General features: G+C 69.2%; 25 protein-coding genes. 15 read left to right on the top strand and 10 right to left on the bottom strand.

Features of this window, described 5'->3' with window-relative positions; translation table 11 throughout:
• Positions 1-17: 17 nt before the first annotated feature.
• From AC0LPE_RS04605 to AC0LPE_RS04595, 3 genes are all read right to left on the bottom strand, one after another.
• On the bottom strand, positions 18-1,151 hold the full coding sequence (locus AC0LPE_RS04605) for an MBL fold metallo-hydrolase (protein WP_490605684.1): 1,134 nt from the start codon (positions 1,149-1,151) through the stop codon (positions 18-20).
• Positions 1,148-1,879: an enoyl-CoA hydratase gene (locus AC0LPE_RS04600; RefSeq protein ID WP_490605683.1), complete on the bottom strand. Its 732-nt coding sequence runs from the start codon at positions 1,877-1,879 to the stop codon at positions 1,148-1,150. The genes AC0LPE_RS04605 and AC0LPE_RS04600 overlap by 4 nt, the downstream gene beginning before the upstream one ends.
• A gap of 78 nt (positions 1,880-1,957) precedes the next feature.
• Positions 1,958-2,347: an SPW repeat domain-containing protein gene (locus AC0LPE_RS04595; RefSeq protein ID WP_277371039.1), complete on the bottom strand. Its 390-nt coding sequence runs from the start codon at positions 2,345-2,347 to the stop codon at positions 1,958-1,960.
• Between the two features lie 127 nt (positions 2,348-2,474).
• On the opposite strand from AC0LPE_RS04595, the gene AC0LPE_RS04590 reads away from it, so the two are divergent.
• Positions 2,475-3,026 carry a TetR/AcrR family transcriptional regulator gene (locus tag AC0LPE_RS04590; RefSeq protein WP_490605682.1) on the top strand — a complete coding sequence of 184 codons (552 nt, stop codon included), beginning with the start codon at positions 2,475-2,477 and terminating at the stop codon, positions 3,024-3,026.
• A 64-nt stretch (positions 3,027-3,090) separates the two neighbouring features.
• Here the strand turns inward: AC0LPE_RS04590 and AC0LPE_RS04585 are convergent, their stop codons facing one another.
• The 3 genes from AC0LPE_RS04585 to AC0LPE_RS04575 are packed head-to-tail and all read right to left on the bottom strand — an operon-like array spanning position 3,091 to position 4,893.
• On the bottom strand, positions 3,091-3,774 hold the full coding sequence (locus AC0LPE_RS04585; protein ID WP_490605681.1) for a DUF2332 family protein: 684 nt from the start codon (positions 3,772-3,774) through the stop codon (positions 3,091-3,093).
• A 6-nt stretch (positions 3,775-3,780) separates the two neighbouring features.
• Positions 3,781-3,990 (bottom strand): type II toxin-antitoxin system antitoxin, encoded by a 210-nt coding sequence (locus AC0LPE_RS04580; RefSeq protein ID WP_060652022.1) that lies wholly within the window; start codon positions 3,988-3,990, stop codon positions 3,781-3,783.
• Between the two features lie 12 nt (positions 3,991-4,002).
• Positions 4,003-4,893 (bottom strand): SPFH domain-containing protein, encoded by an 891-nt coding sequence (locus AC0LPE_RS04575; protein WP_490605680.1) that lies wholly within the window; start codon positions 4,891-4,893, stop codon positions 4,003-4,005.
• Between the two features lie 131 nt (positions 4,894-5,024).
• Between AC0LPE_RS04575 and AC0LPE_RS04570 the strand changes: the two genes are divergently transcribed.
• The 10 genes from AC0LPE_RS04570 to AC0LPE_RS04525 all read left to right on the top strand — a co-directional run bounded on the left by AC0LPE_RS04570 (position 5,025) and on the right by AC0LPE_RS04525 (position 15,357).
• The gene (locus AC0LPE_RS04570; RefSeq protein WP_490605679.1) at positions 5,025-6,155 is read left to right on the top strand and encodes an NAD(P)-binding domain-containing protein; all 1,131 of its coding nucleotides are present in this window, start codon (positions 5,025-5,027) and stop codon (positions 6,153-6,155) included.
• On the top strand, positions 6,152-7,225 hold the full coding sequence (locus AC0LPE_RS04565) for a S1C family serine protease (RefSeq protein WP_490605678.1): 1,074 nt from the start codon (positions 6,152-6,154) through the stop codon (positions 7,223-7,225). The genes AC0LPE_RS04570 and AC0LPE_RS04565 overlap by 4 nt, the downstream gene beginning before the upstream one ends.
• 117 nt (positions 7,226-7,342) lie before the next feature.
• Positions 7,343-8,692, top strand: coding sequence for an MFS transporter (locus AC0LPE_RS04560; protein WP_490605677.1), 1,350 nt, complete (start codon positions 7,343-7,345; stop codon positions 8,690-8,692).
• 68 nt (positions 8,693-8,760) lie between these two features.
• Entirely contained in the window at positions 8,761-10,398 is a 1,638-nt protein-coding gene (locus AC0LPE_RS04555) for an ABC-F family ATP-binding cassette domain-containing protein (RefSeq protein WP_490605676.1), read from the top strand.
• Positions 10,399-10,776 (top strand): RNA-binding S4 domain-containing protein, encoded by a 378-nt coding sequence (locus AC0LPE_RS04550; RefSeq protein WP_006551630.1) that lies wholly within the window; start codon positions 10,399-10,401, stop codon positions 10,774-10,776.
• 69 nt (positions 10,777-10,845) lie between these two features.
• Positions 10,846-11,118, top strand: a complete 273-nt coding sequence (locus AC0LPE_RS04545; RefSeq protein ID WP_033096769.1) for a helix-turn-helix transcriptional regulator — start codon at positions 10,846-10,848, stop codon at positions 11,116-11,118.
• 1 nt (position 11,119) lies between these two features.
• A complete protein-coding gene (locus tag AC0LPE_RS04540) occupies positions 11,120-11,656 on the top strand; it encodes a hypothetical protein (protein WP_088897795.1) in 537 nt (178 codons plus the stop codon).
• Positions 11,653-12,543, top strand: a complete 891-nt coding sequence (locus AC0LPE_RS04535) for an ATP-binding cassette domain-containing protein (protein WP_160873800.1) — start codon at positions 11,653-11,655, stop codon at positions 12,541-12,543. The genes AC0LPE_RS04540 and AC0LPE_RS04535 overlap by 4 nt, the downstream gene beginning before the upstream one ends.
• A complete protein-coding gene (locus AC0LPE_RS04530; protein WP_088897797.1) occupies positions 12,540-13,733 on the top strand; it encodes an ABC transporter permease in 1,194 nt (397 codons plus the stop codon). Before AC0LPE_RS04535 ends, AC0LPE_RS04530 begins: the two co-directional genes overlap by 4 nt.
• A gap of 118 nt (positions 13,734-13,851) precedes the next feature.
• Positions 13,852-15,357 carry a carboxyl transferase domain-containing protein gene (locus AC0LPE_RS04525; protein WP_490605675.1) on the top strand — a complete coding sequence of 502 codons (1,506 nt, stop codon included), beginning with the start codon at positions 13,852-13,854 and terminating at the stop codon, positions 15,355-15,357.
• Between the two features lie 16 nt (positions 15,358-15,373).
• Here AC0LPE_RS04525 and AC0LPE_RS04520 read toward each other — a convergent pair whose 3' ends face one another.
• A complete protein-coding gene (locus tag AC0LPE_RS04520; protein WP_490605674.1) occupies positions 15,374-16,048 on the bottom strand; it encodes a GOLPH3/VPS74 family protein in 675 nt (224 codons plus the stop codon).
• Between the two features lie 130 nt (positions 16,049-16,178).
• Here AC0LPE_RS04520 and AC0LPE_RS04515 point away from each other — a divergent pair, with 130 nt between their 5' ends.
• A complete protein-coding gene (locus tag AC0LPE_RS04515; protein ID WP_490605673.1) occupies positions 16,179-18,071 on the top strand; it encodes a propionyl-CoA synthetase in 1,893 nt (630 codons plus the stop codon).
• A gap of 85 nt (positions 18,072-18,156) precedes the next feature.
• Here the strand turns inward: AC0LPE_RS04515 and AC0LPE_RS04510 are convergent, their stop codons facing one another.
• From AC0LPE_RS04510 to AC0LPE_RS04500, 3 genes are read right to left on the bottom strand one after another with little or no spacing between them, the layout of a single operon-like run.
• A complete protein-coding gene (locus AC0LPE_RS04510) occupies positions 18,157-18,399 on the bottom strand; it encodes a DUF3618 domain-containing protein (protein ID WP_006551638.1) in 243 nt (80 codons plus the stop codon).
• A complete protein-coding gene (locus tag AC0LPE_RS04505) occupies positions 18,396-18,821 on the bottom strand; it encodes a phage holin family protein (protein WP_060652009.1) in 426 nt (141 codons plus the stop codon). The genes AC0LPE_RS04510 and AC0LPE_RS04505 overlap by 4 nt, the downstream gene beginning before the upstream one ends.
• The gene (locus AC0LPE_RS04500; RefSeq protein WP_490605672.1) at positions 18,818-19,948 is read right to left on the bottom strand and encodes a YihY/virulence factor BrkB family protein; all 1,131 of its coding nucleotides are present in this window, start codon (positions 19,946-19,948) and stop codon (positions 18,818-18,820) included. The genes AC0LPE_RS04505 and AC0LPE_RS04500 overlap by 4 nt, the downstream gene beginning before the upstream one ends.
• 98 nt (positions 19,949-20,046) lie before the next feature.
• On the opposite strand from AC0LPE_RS04500, the gene AC0LPE_RS04495 reads away from it, so the two are divergent.
• The 3 genes from AC0LPE_RS04495 to AC0LPE_RS04485 are packed head-to-tail and all read left to right on the top strand — an operon-like array spanning position 20,047 to position 21,851.
• Positions 20,047-20,556, top strand: a complete 510-nt coding sequence (locus AC0LPE_RS04495; protein ID WP_490605671.1) for a flavin reductase family protein — start codon at positions 20,047-20,049, stop codon at positions 20,554-20,556.
• Positions 20,557-20,593: 37 nt separating this feature from the next.
• Positions 20,594-21,370 carry a pyrimidine reductase family protein gene (locus AC0LPE_RS04490; protein WP_186455327.1) on the top strand — a complete coding sequence of 259 codons (777 nt, stop codon included), beginning with the start codon at positions 20,594-20,596 and terminating at the stop codon, positions 21,368-21,370.
• Complete coding sequence (locus AC0LPE_RS04485) at positions 21,360-21,851, top strand: CinA family protein (RefSeq protein WP_106200558.1); 492 nt, start codon at positions 21,360-21,362, stop codon at positions 21,849-21,851. Before AC0LPE_RS04490 ends, AC0LPE_RS04485 begins: the two co-directional genes overlap by 11 nt.
• Positions 21,852-21,866 lie beyond the last annotated feature (15 nt).

The raw sequence follows: 21,866 nt of genomic DNA, 5'->3' as shown, positions 1-21,866 counted from the left end.
GTGCCGTGGCAGGTGGATCAGCTCGACGTGAGCCACCACGGATCGACCGCGACGGGCTTCGACGCATCGGACTTCGACACGTCGATCCGCTGACCCGGCATCGGCACCGCGGTGGTCACCTCCGACTCCCGCGCGGCGGGCAGCAGCCGAGTGATGGGCTCCGACCAGGCGTGGAAGGCCAGGTCGAAGGTTCCCCAGTGCACGGGGACCAGCAGACTGTCGCGACGGTCGACGCCACCGAGGTCGAGATGCGTGCGCACCGCCTCCTCGGGGTTCATGTGCACGTCGGGCCATCGCTTGTCGTAGGCGCCCACGGGCAGCAATGTCAGGTCGAACGGGCCGTAGGCCTCGCCGACGTCGGCGAACCGCGGGGTGTACCCGCTGTCGCCGCCGAAGAACACCCGGCGCGTCGGCCCGGTGAACACCCACGACGACCACAACGTGATGTTGCGCTGCAGGCCGCGCCCGGAGAAGTGCCGGGCCTCGGTGCACGTGATGCGCAGGCCGTCCACCTCGACGTGTTCGTCCCAGTCGAGTTCGACGATGCGTTCCTCGGCGATCCGCCAGCGGCGCAGGTGCGCGCCCACCCCGAGCGGCACGACGAACCGGACGGTCGGCTGCAGCACGGCGAGGCTCTCGACCGTGAATCGGTCGAGATGGTCGTAGTGGTCGTGCGAGATCACCACCGCGTCGAGGCGCGGCAGGGTCTGCAGTTCGACCGGCGCCGGATGCAGACGTGCCGGGCCGACGGTCGGTGAGGGTGACACGCGCTCGCTCCACACCGGGTCGCACAGCACCCGGTAGCCGTCGACCTCGACGAGGGCGGTCGAGTGCCCGAACCACGTCATGGCGAGTTCCGCCGCGTCGACCGGCGCGAGATAGGTCGACAACGGCACCTCGGTGCGAGGTCTCCCCCGCGACCCGCGGGTGAGCAGGTCCTTCGCGAAACCGCCCGCCGCCTCGGGGCCGAGCACGGACGCCGGGTCGGTGTTGTGGAAACGACCGTCGCGGTAGCGGGGCGACGCGGCGGCGTAGGGACGGATGTCGGAGACCGAGGCGCCGATGGAACCGGGCAGGCCGTTCACGGCGCGCGCCACCCACAGCGTGCCCGCTCCGGCGAGCGCTGCCGAGACGGCGGACCGGATGTTCATCGTCCGCGGAAGATCGGGTCGCGGCGCTCGGCACGAGCGAGCCTGGCCTCCTGGGCGTCCTCGCTGAGCCACGCCGCGGCGAGTGCGGCGGTCTGCTCGGGCGTGGCCTCGTCGCGGGTGCCGTCGTCGTTGAGGAACAACTTCATCGCGTTCAGCGACAGCGGCGCGAGCTTCGCGATCTCGTGCGCCCAGGCCTGCGCGTCGGCGAGGTCACCGATGCGATTGGCGAGCCCACGCGCAAGAGCTTCCTCGGCGTGGACGGGTTCGGCGGCGAGGAAGACCGCGCGTGCCGGACCGCCGCCGATGAGCGAGGCCAGTCGCCGGACCGTCCACCGATCCACCGAGATGCCCAGGCGCGCAGCAGGAACCGAGAAACGCGAGGTGGGCGCCACGACCCTCAGATCCGCCGCGAGCGTCAGCTGGGTGCCGGCACCGATGGCCGGGCCGTTGACGGCCGCGATCACCGGGATCGGGGCTTCCACGATGGTGCGCAGCATCTCGGCGAGGCTGTCGGTGAACCCTTCGGCGTAGACGTCGCCGGAGAGATCGGCCCCGGCGCAGAAGCTCGTGCCCCGCCCGGTGATCACGACGACACGCGCGTCGTCCGCCACGGCCTTGTCCACCGCTTCGCGGATCTCCACGCACAGCTGCGTGTTGAGCGCGTTACGACGCTCTTCGCGTTGCAGTTCCACGGTCACGACGTCGCCGTCGCGGCTGATCCCGATCATGTGTCGCCCCATCCCTTCGTCACCGAACACCCCGCATCATTCCACCCGCCCCGCGAGTGTGGGCGAGGCGCCGGATCGTCAGGCGCGGCCGGTCGGCGCGTAGCTCTCACGTTCCCACCGCTCGACCTCTTCGGTCACGTTGTCGGCCTCGTCCGAGAGATACGCGATGGCACCGAGAATCATGATCGACGCACCGGAGATCCACGCGATCCACGAGGCGCCGTCGCCTGCGAAGCGGCCGACCCACGGTGAGACGAGCATCGCCAGACCCACCACGGACAGCGCCCAGTGATCCTTCGTGGGATCGCGCGCGACCAACGACCACAGCGCGAAGATGCTCGCCAGAGCACCCAGACCGAGGGTGGCGCCGCGACCGGGCTCCGTGGTCTCCACCCAGAACGACGACGACATGGTGAGCACACCGAGGAACAACGCGATTCGTCCTGCCCGGGACGCGCGAACGGACATGTCGAAACCTCCTGACAGCGAAACGCTACATGTATTGTAGCTACAGCCACTGTATCGACGTTCCGGTCCGAATGCCATGCTTCGATGGAGCGGCCGACCCGACACCCGAAAGAAGAGGCCGAAGGCGATGGACGCCGCGACGACACCCTCACCCGAACAGCGGATCGCCGACACCGTGCTCCTGCTGCTGCGCACGAAAGGGCCGAAGGCCGTCACGATCGAAGCGGTCGCGAACGTCGCCGGCATGGCCCGGACGACGATCTACCGCAGGTACCGAGATCGCAGCGAGATGCTGAAGGCGGTGATGGAACCCCTCACCCGACCGGCACCCCCGGAACCGGAGGCCACGGCCGAAGAGCTCCTGCGGTGGGTGGTGGAGCAGTCCCGCCTCTCCGTCGACGAGGGCATCGGGCTCGGTGGGCTCGCGGCGCTCGTCACCGAACAGGAACCGTGGTTCACCGAGCTGATGCGATCTCTGTTGATGCGCCATCGGCAGATGCTCGCCGAGGCCATCCGACGCCACTGCGACGACGGAACCGTCTGCGCCGATCTCGATGTGGAGACCTTCCTGGACTGCGTCGTCGGAGCCTACTTCACCGAGCAGGCGCGCCGCGGCGAGGTGGACGACGACTGGCCCGCTCGCATCACGCGAACCCTGCTACCGACCTTCGCCGCCTGATCCGATTTCGGTGGATCCGACCCCGCTGAGCGGGGGTGGAACCACCGGAACAGTGGAATCGAGATCAGTGGAACCAGTCGAGAATTCGACCTCGCGACCAGCAGCGCGCCACCGCGTCCACCCGATGCTCGGCGCCCTCGTACAGCGCGATGCCGACGATGCTGTGGCCGGAGGCCGGACGATCACCGAGCGTCGGGACCGACGGCGCGACACCTACACCCTCGGCCGACACCCATGCGACCGTTCGTCCCGTGGCCGCCTCGCGAAGGCGGTCGACGAACGACGGGCGCCGCGGAATCGCCAGACGCGACAGAGCCCAGGTGGTCGTCACGACCGGCAGGGCATCCTCGGGTACCGCCGCGATCGCCTCGTGCAGCAGCTCCACGACGTCACCGCAGAACCGGACGGGTGGGTCCTCGGCGAGCAGGGCGTCCTCGACGTCGGGGCGGTGGCGCGTCACAGCGACGCGCGCGACCACCGGAGGCATCGCACGGTCGGGAACCGACCCGCCGTGGACGATCGAACAGCTCTCCTGCACAGGAGAATCCGGGTCGCCCAGGAACACCCCGTCGCTGTAGGTGATGCCCACTCGGTCGACGCACAGGTTCAGCGCCGCGGGGCGTCCCACGTCGATCAGACCGATCGCGGTCGCGCCTACGCGGTGGGCCGCCTCGGCGAGCGCGGGATAGAGCACCGCGTAGCGACCCGTCTCGTCGGTGGCGCCTCCCCGTCGTGCCGTGCCGGCCATGTCTGCTCACTCCTCGTCGTCGGCATCGGCACGCGGACGGCCCGGTCCGCGTATGCGCCCCACCTCGCGCGGCATCCGGCCGGCCTCGGTGAGGGCCCGCCGGAGCAGGAACTCGATCTGGGCGTTGGTGCTGCGCAACTCGTCGGCAGCCCACCGCGCGAGCGCGTCGTGGACTGCCGGGTCGAGGCGCAGCAGCACCTTCTTACGTTCGGCCATGCCGCATGATCCCTACTGGTACAGCGATCCCGTGTTGAGGACGGGCTGAGCACTCTGGTCTCCACACAACACGACGAGGAGATTCGAGACCATCGCGGCCTTGCGTTCCTCGTCGAGCTCGACGGTGTGCTCGGCCTCGAGGCGGGCCAGGGCGGTGCCGACCATCGAGACGGCACCTTTGACGATCTGCTCGCGGGCGGCGATCACGGCGCCGGCCTGCTGGCGTCGCAGCATCGCCTGGGCGATCTCGGGTGCGTAGGCGAGCTGGTTGATGCGGGTCTCGATGACGCGGATACCGGCGGACTGCACGCGGTCGTGGACCTCTGCCGAGAGCTTGATGGTGATCTCGTCGGCGTTCTGGCGCAGCGACATCACTTCCGGGGCAGCGTCGTACGGGTACGAACCGGCGATGTGACGGACCGCGGCCTCGGTCTGCACGGCGACGAACTCCTCGAAGTCGTCGACGTCGAAGACGGCCCGCGCGGTGTCCTCGACCTGCCACACGATGACCGCCGAGATCTCGATGGGGTTGCCGTCGGCGTCGTTGACCTTGGCTCGGCCCGTCTCGTGGTTACGAATGCGGGTGGAGATCTTGCGGCGGGTGTTGAGCGGGTTCATCCAGCGCAGACCGGGTTCGCGCAGGGTTCCGGTGTACGAGCTGCCGAGGAGCTGGAGGACGCGGGCCTCGTTCGGTTCGACGAGGACGAGTCCGGCGAGTGCCACGAGGGCGAGCACGACGATGACGCCACCGGCGACGATCAGCGGGACGGCGACATCCACCGCTCCCCAGCCGATCAGACCGGCGCCGACGGCGATCACGACCAGGGCGGCGATCAGCACCGACCAGCCGTTGGACGAGCCGCCCGGCCGCTCGACGGTCACGGGCGATTGCACGACATCCATGTTCCTACCTCCCAGAGTCAAAGCGATATTAAAGTGATATCACATTTCTACGGCTGCGGACAGCGTTCCTTCCGCGCATCGGCCGCGATCGCGGCATGATGAAGGACAACGATCCGAGAGGGAGGCTCGCGATGCTCGCCGACGAGGCACTCGATGCGGCCGAGATACAGACCGCCGATGCGACGCCGGTCGACATCGTCGTGATCGGAGCCGGGCAGGCCGGTCTGTCGACCGCCTACTTCCTCACCCGCTTCGGAGTCGCACCCGAGACCGGATTCGTCGTCCTCGACCACTCGTTCGGCCCCGGCGGCGCATGGCAGGACCGCTGTCCGTCATTGACACTGAGCACCGTCAACGGCGTCCACGACCTGCCCGGCCTCGCGTTCGCGGACGTCGTCGACACCTCCGCGGGTGAGGTTCCGGCGGCCTCTGCGGTACCGCAGTACTACGCCGCCTACGAGAAGGAGTTCGACCTTCCCGTCCACCGCCCCACCACCGTGCGGGTCGTGTGCGACCGCGGCGAGCGACTGCGCGTCGAGACCGAATCGGCCGTCTACGCGGCACGCGGCATCATCAACGCGACCGGCACCTGGGAGCGCCCCTTCGTCCCGTGGTATCCCGGCGCTGCACGCTTCACCGGACGCCAACTGCACACCAAGGACTATCGAACGGCCGAGGACTTCACCGGGCAGCACGTACTCGTCGTCGGTGGCGGCATCTCCGCGGTCCAACTCCTGGACGAGATCTCCCGCGTCACCGAGACCACCTGGGTGACGCGACGCGAACCTGCCTGGAGCGAGGAGCCTTTCACTGCCGAGCGCGGTCACGCTGCCGTCGCGCTCGTGGAGGATCGGGTACGACGCGGACTGCCACCCGGATCGGTCGTCTCCGTCACCGGGCTCCCGCTCACCCCGGCGCTGCGGGCAGCGCGCGAACGCGGCGTGCTGGAGCGGTCCCCGATGTTCTCCGAGATCACCGAGACCGGCGTGCGGTGGAGCGACGGCCGGACACTCGACGTCGATGTCATCCTGTGGTGCACCGGATTCCGGAGTTCCCTCGACCACCTGGCGCCGTTGTCGTTGCGCAATGCCGGTGGCGGCATCACGATGGACGGCCGGCTCGCGACCCGCGTCGCGAAGGATCCGCGCATCCATCTCGTCGGCTACGGCCCGTCGGCGTCCACGATCGGGGCGAACCGCGCCGGTCGCGCCGCGGCCCGGGAACTGCTCGACCATCTCACCGGCGAGGTGCCGCAGCAGTGAGCGGGCGGGGCGGATCGGTGCTGCTGGTCGCGCTCGCGACCACCGCCAGCCTCGTCGCATCGGCACCGGCCCTGGTCGACGTCATGCTCCCTCCCCCACCGCCGGCGCCGGTCGCTCCTCCCCCGACGCCGTTGACCGCCGACGAACTCACCGCGCGCACCCTGCCGGTCGTCGTGACGATCGACGCGAGCGCGGGATGGACGGGCATGACGGGCACCGGGATCGTGATCACCCCCGACGGCACGGTCGTCACGAACCATCATGTGGTGAGCGGAGCCACCGACATCAGCGCGGTCAGCGGTGCGGACGGCCTGATCTACGACGCGGAGGTCCTCGGCTACGACCGCGAACGCGATCTCGCCGTCCTGCGCCTCGGCACCGCGAGCGACCTCCCGGCCGCCACGATCGCCGAGGACCTGCCGCCGGTGGGGAGCCGGGTCACGGCCTTCGGCAACTCCCAGGGCGGTGGGGTCGTCGTGGCGACCCCCGGCACCATCGTCGAGTTCGACCGCAACGTGGTGGTGCGCGACGCCACGGACGGTTCACGTCACCGCCTCACCGGGATGATCCGCACCGATGCCCCGATCCGGCCGGGTGATTCCGGCGGGCCGCTCGTCGACGAGTACGGAACGGTCGTGGGGATCAACACCGCGGGCGCGGTGCAGCGGAACACCGACACCTCGCCCGACACGACCCCCGAGGCGTACGCCGTGCCCATCACCGAGGCGATCACCGTCGTCGAACAGGTGCGGACGGGAGTGAGCGAAGGGTCGGTGCACGTGGGCCCGACGCCCCGGCTGGGCGCGAGCGTCACCACCGCCCGCAGGGACGGGCAGGATCTCGGGGCCGAGGTGCTGTGGGTGTCCTACGACAGTCCCGCCTATCACGCCGGTCTCGACGCCGGCGACGTCGTGGTGTCGTTCGACGGGGAGCGCGTCTCGTCGACCGGAGAACTCGAGGAACATCTGCTCCGTCACCGTCCCGGCGACGTCGTGTCGATCGAGTGGACCACCGAGAACGACGAAAGACGTTCCGCAGACATCGTTCTCGAAGTCGGACCCGCACGCTGACGGCGACACTCACGGAAAAATCGTTTGATCGGTCACCCGGGGGGCGAAGACACTTGACCTCGAGTCGCCTCGAGGTCGCAAGATCTCATCGGACCGTCCGACGACCGGGGGAACGCGATGAGCAACCACACCGCATCACCGACGCACCGGCGTCCGCGCCTGGCGCGCGGACCCGTGCGGCCGTTCGCTCATCCGCAGTACCGCCTGCTGATCCTGGCGCTCGCCGCGGGACTGCTGTCCGTGGGCACCTGGCTCATCGCGGTGGTGTGGCAGGTCGTCGAGATGGGTGGCGGTCCGGCCGAACTGTCCTCGGTCGCAGTGGGGCCTGCCGTGGGCATGCTCCTCGTCGCACTTCTCGGGGGTGTGCTCGCCGATCGGATCCCGCAGCGCACCCTGCTCCTCGCGACGTACATCGCCCGGGCGGTGCTGGTCGCGGTGACGGCTGCGCTCGCCGTGAACGGGTCGATCGCCTTCTGGCATCTCACCGTCGTGGGCTTCGCACTCGGACTCGCCAACGGTGTCCAGTTCCCGGCCTATTCGGCACTGTTGCCGTCCATCGTCCCGCCGCAGGACCTGCTCGCCGCCAACGGTGTCGAGGGTGTGCTCCGGCCGACGCTCGTGCAGGCGGCTGGTCCGGCGGCGGCGAGCGCCGTCGTGGCGGCCTCGTCCCCCGCCGTCGCCATGTGCACCGTCGCGCTCCTCGAGGTGGTCGGGGCATTGTGCATCCTCGCGATGCACCCGACCGTGGTCCGCTGCGACGACACGCGGACCGGAGGGTCGAGCGGATTCCGTTCCGTGCTCGACGATCTCGCGGAGGGTGTGCGGTTCACCGTGCGCACGCGGTGGTTGCTCGGAACGCTCCTGTTCGGGTCCGTCGCGGTCTTCTGCGTGCTGGGACCGATCGAGGTGCTGATCCCGTTCGCGATCCGCGAGGCGACCGGGGGCGGGCCGTTGCAGCACGCGATGGTGATGGCCGGTTTCGGTGTCGGTGGGGCAGTCGGGTCGATGCTCGTGGCGTCGCTGCGGCTGCCGAGGCGCTATCTCACCGTCCCGCTTCTGATGTGGGGGCTGGGCTGCGTCCCCCTCGCCGTCATCGGGGTCTCCGGGTCGGTACCGATCATGATCGCCGCGGTGTTCGTCGTCGGCGCGCTGTTCAATGCCGGATCCGTCGTGTGGGGGACCCTGCTGCAACGGCGGGTGCCTGCGCATCTGCTGGGCCGGGTGTCGAGTCTCGACTTCTTCGTCTCGATCGTGTTCATGCCGCTGTCGATGGCCGTGGCCGGGCCGCTGGCCCTCACGGTCGGGCTCGCGCCGACCTTCGCGGTGGCGGGGATCGTGCCGGCCGTCGCTGCCGTGATCGTGATCGTCGCGGCCCGGACGCCGTGCGACGAGATCGACAATCCGCTCGATCTCGTCCCGGTGGACGGGCAGGACGAGGAGATCGTCCCCGCCGAGTGCCGGAGCTGACGAGTGGTTCCGTGGCACGGAGGACCCGCGCCGGAACCCGGCTCCGCCTCGACCGGGATACTCGGAGCGTGAGCGCAACACTTCGTATCGACGGCCTGTCGGCCTCCCGCGGGGAACGTGTCCTGTTCGACGGACTCGATCTCACCGTCGCACCCGGCGATGTGATCGGCCTCGTGGGGGCCAACGGCGCCGGGAAATCGACGCTGCTCACGACCCTCGCAGGGATCGGTGACGCCGATGTCACCGGCTCGGTGGTCCTCAGCCCGCCCGACGCCACCATCGGCTATCTCGCCCAGGAACCCGAACGGGTGCCGGGCGAGACGATCCTCGGTTTCCTCTCCCGGCGCACCGGTGTCGCCGAGGCCGAACGCGTCATGAACGACGCCGCCGAGCGGCTCGGCGACTCCGGCGAGGACGACTACACCCCTGCCCTCGAACGGTGGCTGGCGCTCGGCGGCGCCGACCTGGCCGAGCGCGCCGAGAAGGTGGTCGACGACCTCGGTCTCGACGTCGGCCTCGACGCTCCGATGACGTCGCTCTCCGGTGGTCAGGCCGCCCGCGCCGGGTTGGCGGCACTGCTGCTCTCGCGCTACGACGTGCTCCTGCTCGACGAACCGACGAACGACCTGGATCTGGCCGGCCTCGAACGACTCGAACGGTTCGTCGACGAGACGCGCACGGCATTGGTGGTCGTCAGCCACGACCGCGAATTCCTCGCGCGCACGGTGACGGGCATCGTCGAACTCGATCCCGTGCAGCAGCAGATCTCGGTCTACGAGGGCGGGTACGAGGCGTATCTCGTCGAGCGCGAGGTGGCGCGCCGACACGCGCGCGAACAGTACGAGGAGTTCGCCGACACCAAGTCGCAGCTCGAGGAACGCGCCCGGATGCAACGCAACTGGCTCGAACACGGCGTCCGCAACGCGCGCCGCAAGTCCAAGGACAACGACAAGATCGGACGCAAGCACCGCGCGGAGGCCACCGAGAAGCAGGCGGCGAAGGCGCGTCAGACGCAGCGGCGCATCGAGCGGCTCGACGTCGTCGAGGAGCCGCGCAAGGAATGGGAACTGCGCATGTGCATCGCCGCCGCCCCACGCAGCGGCACGGTGGTCGCGACCCTCGGCGAGGCCGTCGTCCAGCGGGGCGACTTCGTCCTCGGGCCGATCACCACGCAGGTCGAGTGGGGCGACCGCATCGTCGTCACCGGCCCGAACGGCGCCGGGAAGTCCACTCTGCTGCGGTTGCTGCTCGGCACGATCGAGCCGGATTCCGGTCGCGCGTCGCTGGGCTCGGGTGTGCTCGTCGGTGAGATCGATCAGGCCCGCAGCCTGTTCGAGGGGGACGAACCGCTGGTCGAGGCGTTCGGGCGCAACGTGCCCGACTGGCCGGACGCCGACGTGCGGACCCTGCTCGCGAAGTTCGCTCTCAAGGGTCACCACGTGCTGCGGACGGCGTCGTCGCTGTCGCCGGGTGAACGCACCCGCGCGGGGCTCGCGCTGCTGCAGGCACGCGGCGTCAATCTGCTGGTGCTCGACGAACCCACCAACCACCTGGACCTGCCGGCGATCGAGCAGCTCGAGCAGGCCGTCGACAGTTTCGAGGGCACTCTGCTGCTGATCACGCACGATCGCCGCATGCTGGAGACCACACGGACGACACGTCGATGGATGATCGACGACGGGAAGTTGAGCGAGGAGTTGCTGTAGATGGGTGGAAGCGTGCGCGTGGACAGCTGGACGTGGTCGGTCCGGTTGTTCAAGACCCGGTCCGCCGCGGCGAGCGCGTGCCGCGCCGGGCACGTCCGCGTCGACGGTGTGACGGCCAAGCCGTCGACGCCGGTGACGATCGGCGCCGAGGTCCGCGTACGCGCGCACGGTACGGAGAAGATCGTCGAGGTCACCCAGCTCGTGAACAAGCGCGTGGGTGCACCGATCGCCGCGACCGCCTACATCGATCACAGTCCCCCGCCTCCGCCGAAGGAGATCCTCGCGGCGCTCCCCCGCCGCGACCGCGGGGCGGGCCGTCCGACGAAGAAGGAACGCCGCGAACTCGACCGTCTCCGCGGTTTCGCCGACGACGACTGACAACACTACGACATATCGATCCATCCTCTCCCATTGACAAAGCGTTGGGTTTTCACAACACTTTGTTCCATGAGTCCGGTACGCCGTGGGGAAGCTCTCCCCATCTACAACCGCATCCGCGTCCTGCGCGCGGAGCGTGGCATGAGCCGCGCACAACTGGCCGCGCTCATCGATGTGAACCCGCAGACCGTCGGCGCGCTCGAACGCGGCGACCACTACCCGAGCCTCGATCTGGCCTTCCGTATCTGCGATGTCTTCGGACTGCCGGTCGAAGCCGTCTTCTCCCGTACCGAGTTCACGCCGTTGTCGACCGAGCTGTACAAGCCTCGAAAGGAGGCCTGACGTGTCCACCGCCTCACTGATCGACCGTTACGAGCACTACCGCACCCGCCGGTTCCTCGAGAACGAGAAGCTCACCTCCGGGTGGCTACCGAACTGGCGCACGCAACATCGCCGTCGCATCCTCGCCGGCACAGTGGTCGCACTCATCGGCGCTATGTTCGTCACCGCCGTCGCGTCGTACTTCACGATCATGGTCTCCCTGGTGTGGCTGCCGGTCGTTCTCGCGTTCCTTCCCGCGTGGACCTGCCTGCAGATCGTGTCGGGGAGACAGTCCGACGCGCCCCGCCACGCCCTCGACGAACGCGAGATCACCGAACGCAACAGCGCTCGTTCGATCGGATTGTCGGTGGCACAGGCGCTTCTGCTGGTCCCCATCTTCGTCCTGCTCTTCGGCGCCTCGATCGACTCCCTCGACCACCAGGCCCTCGCGTACTCGATGGGTGGGTTCGCACTCGCCTCGATCCTGTTCAGCGGTTGCCTGCCCGCCGTTCTGCTCGCCTGGACCCGCCCCGACGACGATCCGGAGGACCTGCTATGACACTGACGATCGACAATCTCTCGAAGCGCTACGGCGACAAGATCGCCCTCGACGGCGTGAGCTTCGAGGTCCGCCCCGGTGAGTTGTTCGGTTTCGTCGGCAGCAACGGCGCCGGCAAGACCACCACCATGCGGATCACCCTCGGCGTCCTGGCCGCCGACTCCGGCGAGGTCCGCATCGACGGGAAGCCGGTCGACCTCGGGATGCGCCGCAACATCGGGTACATGCCCGAGGAACGCGGCCTGTATCCGAAGATGAAGGTCGGCAAGCAGTTGTCCTATCTCGCTCGGCTGCACGGCCTTTCGAAGTCGGAGGCGTCGGAGGCGGTGCAGCGGTGGACCGAGCGGCTCGGCATCGCCGAACGTCTCGGCGACACCGTCGACGCCCTGTCGCTCGGCAACCAGCAGCGCGTACAGCTCGCCGCGGCCCTCGTGCACGACCCGACGGTCCTCGTCCTCGACGAGCCGTTCTCCGGCCTCGACCCGGTGGCGGTCGACGTCATGAGCGACGTCCTGCTCGAGAAGGCGAAAGAAGGTGTGCCGGTGGTGTTCTCGAGCCACCAGCTCGACCTGGTCCAGCGCCTGTGCGACCGCGTGGGCATCATCGGCGCCGGCCGGATGCGCGCCGTGGGCACCGTCGACGACCTGCGGTCCAAGGGCGACGCGCTCCTCGTCGTCCACGCGCCGCAGGCACCCCGAGGCTGGGCGCACGGCCTGCCGGGCGTCACCCACGCCGAGTACGAGGACGAACGCACCGTACTCACCGTCACCCCCGGCGCCGACGACCAGCTGATCCTCAAGGCGGCCCTGGCCACCGGCCCGGTCCACGAGTTCTCGCTCCGACGTCCGTCCCTGACCGAGCTGTTCCGAGAGGTGGTTTCCGCATGAGCGCCCCGTTGAGCAACGCCCGCGCGGTCGGTCTCGTCGCGTCTCGCGAGTTCGTCACGCAGGTCCGGAAGAAGAGCTTCCTGATCAGCAACGCGATCATCCTCGTCGCGATCGTCGTCGGCATCGTCGCCACCTCGGTCCTGTCCGGCGGCGACGACGACCGGCCCACCGTCGGAGTGGTGGGCGCACCCGCGCTGCAGACGACGATCGAATCGCTCGGCGAGACCGTCGGCACTCCGCTCGAGGTCTCCGGCGTTCCCGACGCCGCCACCGCCCGCGAGCAGGTGTCCTCCGGTGATCTCGACGTCGCGCTCGTCCCCGGCGACGGAGCGTCCGTCACGGCGATCACCGAATCGGAACTCGACACCGACGTCCGCGCGGTCGTCGAGGCCGCTGTCGTGCAGCAGGCCCAGGTCGCCGCGCTGACCGACCGTGGCGTCGATCCCGCCGCGGTCGCGGCCGACGTGTCCGCGGCGACCGTGACCGTCGAGGCCCTCGACCCGCCGGATCCCGAACAGGGACAACGCATCATCCTCTCGATCATCGCCGTGGTCCTGCTGTACATGCAGATCCTGATGTTCGGCATGTACGTCGCGATGGGTGTCGTCGAGGAGAAGTCCTCGCGGGTCGTCGAACTGCTGCTGTCCACGCTGCGTCCGCTGCAGTTGTTGTGGGGCAAGATCGTCGGCATCGGCGCGGTCGGGCTCCTGCAGCTCACCGCCTACGGTGTGGTCGGTGTCGGCACGGCGCTCGCCACCGACACCCTCACGATCACCGGTACCGCCCTCGGCGTGCTCGCCGGCACCCTCGGCTGGTTCGTGCTCGGCTTCGCGTTCTTCGCCGTCCTCTACGCGGCGGCGGGGTCGATGGTGTCGCGGCAGGAGGACGTCAACTCCACCTCGGGTCCGCTGGTGATGCTGATCCTCGCGATGTTCTTCGCGGCGTTCTCGTCGGTCGACGATCCCGAGGCGGGATGGAGCACCACGCTGAGCTGGATCCCGCCGTTCTCGGCGATCCTCATGCCGCTGCGCATCGCGGCAGGGGTGGCCACGCCGGTGCAGATCGTCGGCACCATCGCGCTGATGGTCGCTGCCATCGCGGTGCTCAGCGTGATCGCCGCGCGCATCTACCAGCGGTCGATCCTGCGCATCGGCCGGACGGTCACGTGGAAGGAAGCGCTCGGCCGATAGCCGATCCCGCAACGAGGGGGAGGATATGTGCGGTGTGTCGCAAGAACACGCACATGTCCTCCCCCTCGTTCGCGCCGTTATAGGTTGACCTCGACGGACGAGGACAGGTGGAGGCGACGTGGCCGGTGGCAGGATCTCGGCGCAGGAGTTCATCGACAAGGTGCTCGACCCGGGAAGCTTCGTCTCCTGGGACGTTCCGCCGATCGATGTCGGGGCGGGCGAGAAGTACCTCGCCGATCTGGAGCGGGCCGCCGAGAAGTCCGGGGTCGACGAATCCGTGCTCACCGGTTCGGGCACCGTCCACGGCCGCCGGGTCGCTCTGATCGTGTGCGAATTCTCCTTCCTCGCAGGCTCGATCGGTGTCGCCGCCGCCGAGCGCATCGTCACTGCCGTCGAGCGTGCGACCGCCGAGGGACTACCTCTGCTCGCGTCGCCCACCTCGGGTGGCACCCGCATGCAGGAGGGCACCCTCGCCTTCGTGCAGATGGTGAAGATCGCCGCCGCCGTCGCCGCACACAAGGCCGCCCACCTCGGCTATCTCGTGTACCTGCGCAACCCGACGACCGGTGGGGTGTTCGCGTCGTGGGGGTCGCTCGGGCACGTCACCGCCGCCGAACCCGGCGCGCTCGTCGGGTTCCTCGGCCCGCGCGTCTACAAGGCGCTCTACCAGGAGAACTTCCCCGAGGACGTCCAGACCGCGGAGAACCTGTACCGCAAAGGCGTGATCGACGGGGTCGTGCCCCTCGGCGGTGTGCGGCAGGTCGTGCACCGGTTGCTGCGCGTACTCGTCGAGGGCAACCGGCCCGAGGTGACGTCGAGTCCGGCGATCACCACCGTCGACGACGTGCCCGACATCCCGGCCTGGCAGTCGGTGATGCTCAGCCGACGGCCCGAACGGCCCGGTATCCGGCAGTTGCTGCGTCACGCCGCCTCCGCGCAGGTCCCCTTGTCCGGGACCGGTGAGGGCGAATCCGATCGCACCGTCCTGCTCTCCCTCGCCCGGTTCCGGGGCGTGTCGTGCGTGATGTTCGGCCAGGACCGCGCGGGACAGTCACCCGAACGCACGATGGGGCCGGGAGCACTGCGCGAGGCCCGCCGCGCGATGCGTCTCGCCGACGAACTGCGCCTGCCGCTCGTGCTCGTCATCGACACCCTCGGCGCGTCGCTGTCGAAGGAGGCAGAGGAACGCGGGCTCGCACCCGAGATCGCCCGCTGCCTCGCCGATCTCGTCACCCTGCCCACCCCGACGGTGTCGGTGCTGCTCGGTCAGGGAACCGGAGGCGGCGCGCTCGCCCTTCTGCCCGCCGACCGCGTGTTGTGCGCGCAGCACGGCTGGCTCGCCCCGCTCCCGCCCGAAGGCGCGAGTGCGATCGTGCACCGCGACACCACCCACGCACCGGCCATGGCGCAGGATCAGGGGATCCGCTCCCGCGACCTGCTGCGCAACGGTGTCGTCGACGCGATCGTCCCCGAGCATCCCGATGCCACCGAGGAACCCGTCTCGTTCGTCAAGCGGATCGGTGCTGCGGTCGCCCGCGAACTCGCGATCCTCACCGACGAGCCCGCGGAGGACCGCTACCGGCGACGGATCGAGCGGTACCGCAAGCTCGGCGTGCACTCCTGACCCGGCGCGATCCGGATCAGCTCGAACCCGCCACAGCCCCGCCGGCCGCGGCGGCGGCCATCATGGCCGCGTTGACGGACGCGACGGCGTCACGCACCGCCTCGGCCGCCCACTCGGCCTGCGCGATCTCCTTCGCCCGTTTCTTCACTGCCCGCTTGTCGGCGTCCGGGAACACCTTCGGCGCCGCATCCGCCGCCGACAGCAGCGCGATCAGCGCCGCGGTGCGTGGCTCCGGGGTCAGGCCGTCGATCAACGCCGCGCGGATCAGGTCGCGGACGCGCTGCTCGTGGGTGGAATCGATCGCGGGCCACTTCTTCGTCGGGAACACCCCGAGGATCTTCCCGCGCTCCTCCGAGACCCAGCCCTGCTCGACGACCCGCGCGAGAAGCTTCTCCTGCAGGTCCTTCTGCAATTTTTCGATGGCCGACGTCGGCTTCAGCGGCCTGCCCGAGCCGAGACGCTCGACTGCCTCGGCAAGGATCGGATCGGCGGGTCGTGCCTCGGTGCGTATCGCGATCCGCCCCTTCTTCACCTGCTCCCCCTCGGTGTCGACCGCCACCACGTCGTCGAGGGCGAGTTGGAGGAGCACCGCACCCGCGAGAACGCGGGGCAACTTCACTCCGTCGACGAGAGGCTTTCCCGATTCGTCGTCCAGAAGCAGGAGCAGCAGGTCTTCCGCGATCGAGGTCATGCGGCTCAGGGTAGGCACTTCGTCCGTTCGTCGCCTGGTCGTGTCCGTCCGGCGCAGACCTGCAGCCACCCCCTTGCAGGTCACATAGAGTGGTTCGGGCCACAACCGCCGTCGAGGAAGGACACGAACGATGGGCTCGTACGAGGAGGCGTTCCGTCGGAGCACCGAGGATCCGGAGGGATTCTGGCTCGAGGCCGCCCGCGCGGTCGAGTGGGAGAGCGCGCCGACGCGAGCTCTCGACGACTCGGCGGCATCGTCGTACAAGTGGTTCCCGGACGGCACCCTGAACACCAGCGTCAACGCACTCGACCGGCACGTGGACGCCGGCAACGGCGACCGCCCGGCCCTGATCTGGGATTCGGCGATGGTCCCGGCCAAGCGCACCTACACCTACGCCGAACTGCTCGACGAGGTCGCGAAGTTCGCCGGTGTGCTGCGCGACCAGGGTGTCGCCGCCGGCGACCGCGTCATCGTCTACATGCCGATGATCCCCGAGGCCGCCATCGCGATGCTCGCCTGCGCCCGCATCGGGGCGGTGCACTCGGTGGTGTTCGGCGGGTTCGCCGCGAAGGAACTCGCGACCCGCATCGACGACGCCACGCCGGTCGTGCTCGTCACTGCTTCCGGTGGTCTCGAACCCGGCCGCACCATCGAGTACCTGCCGATCGTCGAGCAGGCGATCGGCCTGTCGCCGACCCCGCCGCACACCGTGATCGTGAAGAACCGCGAGCAGATCCCCGGCTCCGCGGCCGACTACCAGACGTCCTCGGCGGCGTGGTTCGACTGGGACGAACTGTGCGCCGACGCCGCCCCTGCCGAGCCCGTGACGGTCGCGGCGACCGACCCGCTCTACATCCTCTACACCTCCGGCACCACCGGGAAGCCGAAGGGCGTGGTCCGCGACAACGGTGGGCACGCCGTGGCCCTGACGTGGTCGATGCGCAACATCTACGACATCGACCCGGGCGACGTGTGGTGGACCGCCTCCGATGTGGGCTGGGTGGTCGGCCACTCCTACATCGTCTACGGCCCGTTGCTGGTCGGAGCAACGACGGTGATGTACGAGGGCAAGCCCGTCGGCACCCCCGATGCGGGTGCGTTCTGGCGGATCATCGCCGAGAACGGCGTCAAGGCACTGTTCACCGCTCCCACGGCGATTCGCGCTGTGCGCAAGGCGGATCCGAACGCCGAGGAACTGAAGAAGTACCCCATCGACTCGCTGCAGACGCTCTTCGCCGCCGGTGAGCGCCTCGACCCCGACACCTACCACTGGGCGACGAAGGTGCTCGACCGCCCGGTGGTCGACCACTGGTGGCAGACCGAGACGGGCTGGGCGATCGCGGCGAATCTGCGCGGGCTCGAGGCGATGCCGCTCAAGGCCGGCTCCCCCACTGTCCCCGTGCCGGGCTACCGGGTCGAGATCGTCGACGGAGAGGGCAAGCGCGTCGATCCGAACACCGAGGGCAACATCGTCATCCGCCTGCCGTTGCCGCCGGGCACACTGGCCGGCCTGTGGCAGGACGACGACCGGTACCGCCGGTCGTACCTCGACACCTTCCCCGGTTACTACCTCACCGGCGACTCGGGCTATGTCGACGAGGACGGCTACGTCTTCGTCCTCGGCCGGTCCGACGACGTGATCAACGTTGCCGGGCACCGGCTCTCGACCGGCAGCATGGAGGCCGTGGTGGCCTCGCATCCCGCTGTCGCCGAATGCGCCGTGGTGGGCATCCGCGACGAATTGAAGGGCCAGCGCCCCTCGGGTTACGTGGTGCTCAAGGCCGGTGTGGAGATCGAGCCCGAGACCCTGCGTCAGGAACTCGTCACGATGGTCCGCGACCAGATCGGTGCGGTCGCGACCTTCCGCGACGTGACCGTGGTCCAGGCCCTGCCGAAGACGCGCTCCGGCAAGATCCTCCGCAAGACCATGCGGCAGATTGCCGACCACGAGGAGTACACCGTGCCGTCGACGATCGAGGACCCGGCCGTGCTCGACGCGCTGAAGGAACAGCTCGGCGGCTGACGGCACGCCCCGCTGAGCCTGCACACAGCAGCGGACGGATACTCGGTGCAGAACACGAGTATCCGTCCGCTCGAGTACGCCTACGTCACTTCTTCCGTCTGCGCCTCACAAGCACCAGCACGAGCACGGCCGCGATGACCCCGCCGGCCACCGCGATCAGATCGGGCCGGTTGCGGACTTCCTGGGCCCGTTCGGCCGCGGACTGCTTGACCCGGGTGGGCACGTCGAGTCTGTCGGTGAGTTCGCCGACGGTCGCGGCGAGTTCGGCCCGTTGACGTTCGATGTCGGCCACCTCGTCCGGACGACCACCGTTGTCGGATGCGGTCACTTCGTTGCTCCCTTCGCGGCGTCGATGTCGGCGCGGACACTGGCGACCGTGCGTTCCGGCACGGGCGGTGCGGCGTTCTTCGCCTTCGAGGCACCGACCGCGGCGAGGATGCCACCGACCGCGAGCACCACGAGCGCGACGATGAGGGCCGCGAGCCACGGTTCGACGGCGGTGGCGAGGCCGAGCACGGCCGTCGCGATCAGCGTCGCCAGACCGAGGAACAACAGGATCGCTCCCGCACCCGAGATCCCCACGCCCACACCGATGCGGGTGCCCTTGGACTTGACCTCCTCGAGCGCGTGCGAGACCTCGGTCCGAACCAGGGTCGAGACCTGTTCGGTGAGTCGCTCGGTGAGCTCTACCGTGGACAGGTTCTTCGGTTGTTCGGCCACGGGGCGTGCATTACCGGTGGGTGTCGTCATCGCGGATTCCTTTCCGTCGTGGGCACGGTAGGGCCCACGGGGTCGGCCGCCTCTCCGGGGGAGCCGTCGGGGTTGTCGGTACTGTGGGCTTCACGCAGCCTGCGCCCTTGCTCGACGAGTTCTTCCAGCTTGGCGGCGTTCTTCTCGCTCGCGCGCGAATCACGTTCGGGCAGTTGCAGTGTCTTCTCGGCAGGCATACCGGCCTGCAGCTGACGGCCACGCTCCATCTCGGCGTCGAACTCGGCGCCGAACAACAGGGCCAGATTGGTGATCCACAACCACAGCAGGAAGATCACCGCGCCGGCGAGTGAGCCGTAGGTCTTGTTGTAGCTGCCGAAATTCGAGACGTAGAAGGCGAATGCCACCGAGGCCACGATCCACACGACGATCGCGATGAGCGATCCCAGACTGACCCAGCGGAACTTCGGCTGGGACACGTTGGGCGTCGCGTAGTACAGCACCGCGACGACCATGACCACCAGTGCGAGCATCACGGGCCACTTGACGATGTTCCACACCGTCACGGCGGTGTCGCCGAGACCGATGACGTCGCCGATCGTGCGTGCGACCGGACCGCTGATCACGAGCATCAGAGCGGTCGCACCGGCGGCCACCAGGGCCACAGCAGTGATCAGCAGCATCAACGGGCGCAGCTTCCAGACGGGCCGGCCCTCTTCGATCTCGTAGATCCGGTTCATGGCGCGGCCGAAGGCGCCGACATATCCCGATGCGGACCACAGCGCGCCGAGAATACCGACGACCAGGGCGAATCCGGCTGTCGGTGCGGACACGAGCTGTTCGATCGGTCCTCGCAGGGTGTCGACGGCGGAGGACGGGCCGAGGTCCTCGACCATGCCGAGCACGGTGTCGACCGTCGTCTGTCCCTGGCCGAACACGCCGAGCAACGAGACCACGACGAGCAGCGCGGGGAACAGCGACAGGACGGCGTAGTACGTCAGCGCGGCGGCGAGATCGGTGCACTGATCCCGGCTGAACTCCCGAATCGTCCTGCGCAGCACGTACTTCCACGACGGCTTGGACAGATCGGTCGGTGAGTCGGGTTTGCGCGGGTCGTCGGGGGCGAGGGTGGCACCCGACGATCCGTCACCTCTGTGCTCGGCGTCCATACTGCGGCGGGTACCCCACCTCACGCGTAGACCAAACTCACAGGCGCACGTGTACCGAACTCCCGCCGGGGCGGGGGCACGGCCGTACGATTCGGCTCATGGCCGACACCTCACTCGAAGGTTCCGCCGACGGTTTCGCGGACATCGCCTCGCAGCTCGACTACCCGATGTTCATCGTCACCGCATTCGACGGTGAGGAACGCAGCGGTTGCCTGATCGGCTTCGCGACCCAGTCCGCGATCGATCCGGCCCGCTTCCTGGTGGCGCTGTCGAACAAGAACCGGACCTACCGGGTGGCGTCGAAGACGAAACACCTCGCCGTGCACGTCCTGACCCCGGACGACCGCGAACTGGCAGCGCTGTTCGGTGAGCACACCGGCGACGACATCGACAAGTTCGACCGCTGCGCGCGGCGCGAGGGACCCCACGGCCTGCCAGTGCTGGACGGTCCGCGCGCGTGGTTCGTCGGCCGGATCCTCGAGACGTTCACGACCGGTGACCACGGCGGTTTCCTCCTCGAACCCGAACGCGGTGAGCTCCGCGGCGACCTGGACCGCCTCATGACCTTCAAGTCCGTGGGCGATCTCGACGCCGGGCACGGCGCGTGACGTGCATCCGGCGGGCGGGAGTGGTCTGATCGGCGACATGCGACGACTCGACGGCACCGATGCGGCGCAGCACGTGGACGACACGGCGCTGCGCGCTCTCTACGCCTACCCCGACGACCTGTCCCGGCCGTGGATGCGGATCAACTTCGTGTCCTCCCTCGACGGAGCCGTGGCGGTCGAGGGACGATCCGGCGCCCTCGGCTCGCCCGCCGACAAGAAGGTCTTCGGGCTGCTGCGCGAACTCGCCGACGTGATCCTCGTGGGCGCGGGCACCGTGCGGGCCGAGAACTACGGCGGCGCCCGGACCGGCGAGGCCCTGCGTGCGCGCCGCGAGGAGGCCGGACTCGCTCCGATACCGCCGATCGCAGTGGTGACGGCCTCGTGCGACCTGCCGACCGACCTGCGGCTGTTCACGGACACGACGATCCCGCCCGTGGTCTTGACGACCGCACGGGCCCCCGAGGCCGCCCGGCGCGCGGTCGAGGCCGCCGGAGGCGACGTCCGCGTCATCGCCGACGCGGTGATCGACGGGCCCTCTCTGCTCGCGGCGATCGGCGAGGCCGGATGGTTCCGGGTGCTGTGCGAGGGCGGACCGAATCTGTTCGGCCGCATGATCGAGGACGGCGTCGTCGACGAACTGTGCCTGACCTGGGCTCCGGTCCTGGCCGCCGGCAACGCCGCGCGTATCGCGCACTCGCCGACGGCCGCTCTGACACCCCTGCGACGTGCGCACCTCGTGTGCGACGACGACGGCACCCTGCTCACCCGCTGGGTGCGACCCGATGCTCTGGAAGGAGACACGCATGGCCGATGACGACGTGGTGGAGGGGACGGACACCTCCGACGAGTTGATCGAGCAGCTGGCTCAGCTCGCCTCCGACAAGGAGCTGACGCTCGGCTGCGCGGAGTCGCTCACCGCGGGCACGCTCGCAGCCCGCCTGGGTGCCGCGAAGGGCAGCTCCGACTGGTTCCGCGGTGGCATCGTCGCGTACTCGCGCGAGGTCAAGTACGGCCTGCTCGAGGTTCCTGAAGGTCCGGTCGTATCCGAGAGCGCGGCCCGCACGATGGCGGAGAGCACCTCTCGTCTCCTGGGCGCGGACATCGTCGTCGCCGTGAGCGGCGCCGGTGGACCGGACCCGCAGGACGGCCGCCCGCCGGGCACGGTCTGCTTCGCGACGACCGGTCCGGACGGCACCCACAGCGAGGAGCAGCGCTTCGACGGTGACCCCCAGGATGTGCTCGCGAAGACGGTGCGTCACGCCCTGTCGTTGCTCGTCGAGCGCGCGTCCGCCTGAAAATCGGATGCGATC

This window comes from Rhodococcus sp. S3 (genome assembly GCF_058211795.1).
Note: the sequence above shows the minus strand (reverse complement) of the source record. Positions and strands in the feature narration are given on the sequence as shown.

Excerpts from the sequence above, each read along its gene's own strand:
- AC0LPE_RS04560 (WP_490605677.1), top strand. The coding sequence starts at position 7,343 with ATGAGCAACCACACCGCATCACCGACGCACCGGCGTCCGCGCCTGGCG.
- AC0LPE_RS04550 (WP_006551630.1), top strand. The coding sequence starts at position 10,399 with ATGGGTGGAAGCGTGCGCGTGGACAGCTGGACGTGGTCGGTCCGGTTG.
- AC0LPE_RS04530 (WP_088897797.1), top strand. The coding sequence starts at position 12,540 with ATGAGCGCCCCGTTGAGCAACGCCCGCGCGGTCGGTCTCGTCGCGTCT.
- AC0LPE_RS04505 (WP_060652009.1), bottom strand. The coding sequence starts at position 18,821 with ATGACGACACCCACCGGTAATGCACGCCCCGTGGCCGAACAACCGAAG.
- AC0LPE_RS04500 (WP_490605672.1), bottom strand. The coding sequence starts at position 19,948 with ATGGACGCCGAGCACAGAGGTGACGGATCGTCGGGTGCCACCCTCGCC.
- AC0LPE_RS04580 (WP_060652022.1), bottom strand. The coding sequence starts at position 3,990 with ATGGCCGAACGTAAGAAGGTGCTGCTGCGCCTCGACCCGGCAGTCCAC.
- AC0LPE_RS04490 (WP_186455327.1), top strand. The coding sequence starts at position 20,594 with ATGCGACGACTCGACGGCACCGATGCGGCGCAGCACGTGGACGACACG.
- AC0LPE_RS04605 (WP_490605684.1), bottom strand. The coding sequence starts at position 1,151 with ATGAACATCCGGTCCGCCGTCTCGGCAGCGCTCGCCGGAGCGGGCACG.
- AC0LPE_RS04570 (WP_490605679.1), top strand. The coding sequence starts at position 5,025 with ATGCTCGCCGACGAGGCACTCGATGCGGCCGAGATACAGACCGCCGAT.
- AC0LPE_RS04485 (WP_106200558.1), top strand. The coding sequence starts at position 21,360 with ATGGCCGATGACGACGTGGTGGAGGGGACGGACACCTCCGACGAGTTG.
- AC0LPE_RS04585 (WP_490605681.1), bottom strand. The coding sequence starts at position 3,774 with ATGGCCGGCACGGCACGACGGGGAGGCGCCACCGACGAGACGGGTCGC.
- AC0LPE_RS04520 (WP_490605674.1), bottom strand. The coding sequence starts at position 16,048 with ATGACCTCGATCGCGGAAGACCTGCTGCTCCTGCTTCTGGACGACGAA.
- AC0LPE_RS04535 (WP_160873800.1), top strand. The coding sequence starts at position 11,653 with ATGACACTGACGATCGACAATCTCTCGAAGCGCTACGGCGACAAGATC.
- AC0LPE_RS04590 (WP_490605682.1), top strand. The coding sequence starts at position 2,475 with ATGGACGCCGCGACGACACCCTCACCCGAACAGCGGATCGCCGACACC.
- AC0LPE_RS04595 (WP_277371039.1), bottom strand. The coding sequence starts at position 2,347 with ATGTCCGTTCGCGCGTCCCGGGCAGGACGAATCGCGTTGTTCCTCGGT.
- AC0LPE_RS04495 (WP_490605671.1), top strand. The coding sequence starts at position 20,047 with ATGGCCGACACCTCACTCGAAGGTTCCGCCGACGGTTTCGCGGACATC.
- AC0LPE_RS04600 (WP_490605683.1), bottom strand. The coding sequence starts at position 1,879 with ATGATCGGGATCAGCCGCGACGGCGACGTCGTGACCGTGGAACTGCAA.
- AC0LPE_RS04575 (WP_490605680.1), bottom strand. The coding sequence starts at position 4,893 with ATGGATGTCGTGCAATCGCCCGTGACCGTCGAGCGGCCGGGCGGCTCG.
- AC0LPE_RS04545 (WP_033096769.1), top strand. The coding sequence starts at position 10,846 with ATGAGTCCGGTACGCCGTGGGGAAGCTCTCCCCATCTACAACCGCATC.
- AC0LPE_RS04515 (WP_490605673.1), top strand. The coding sequence starts at position 16,179 with ATGGGCTCGTACGAGGAGGCGTTCCGTCGGAGCACCGAGGATCCGGAG.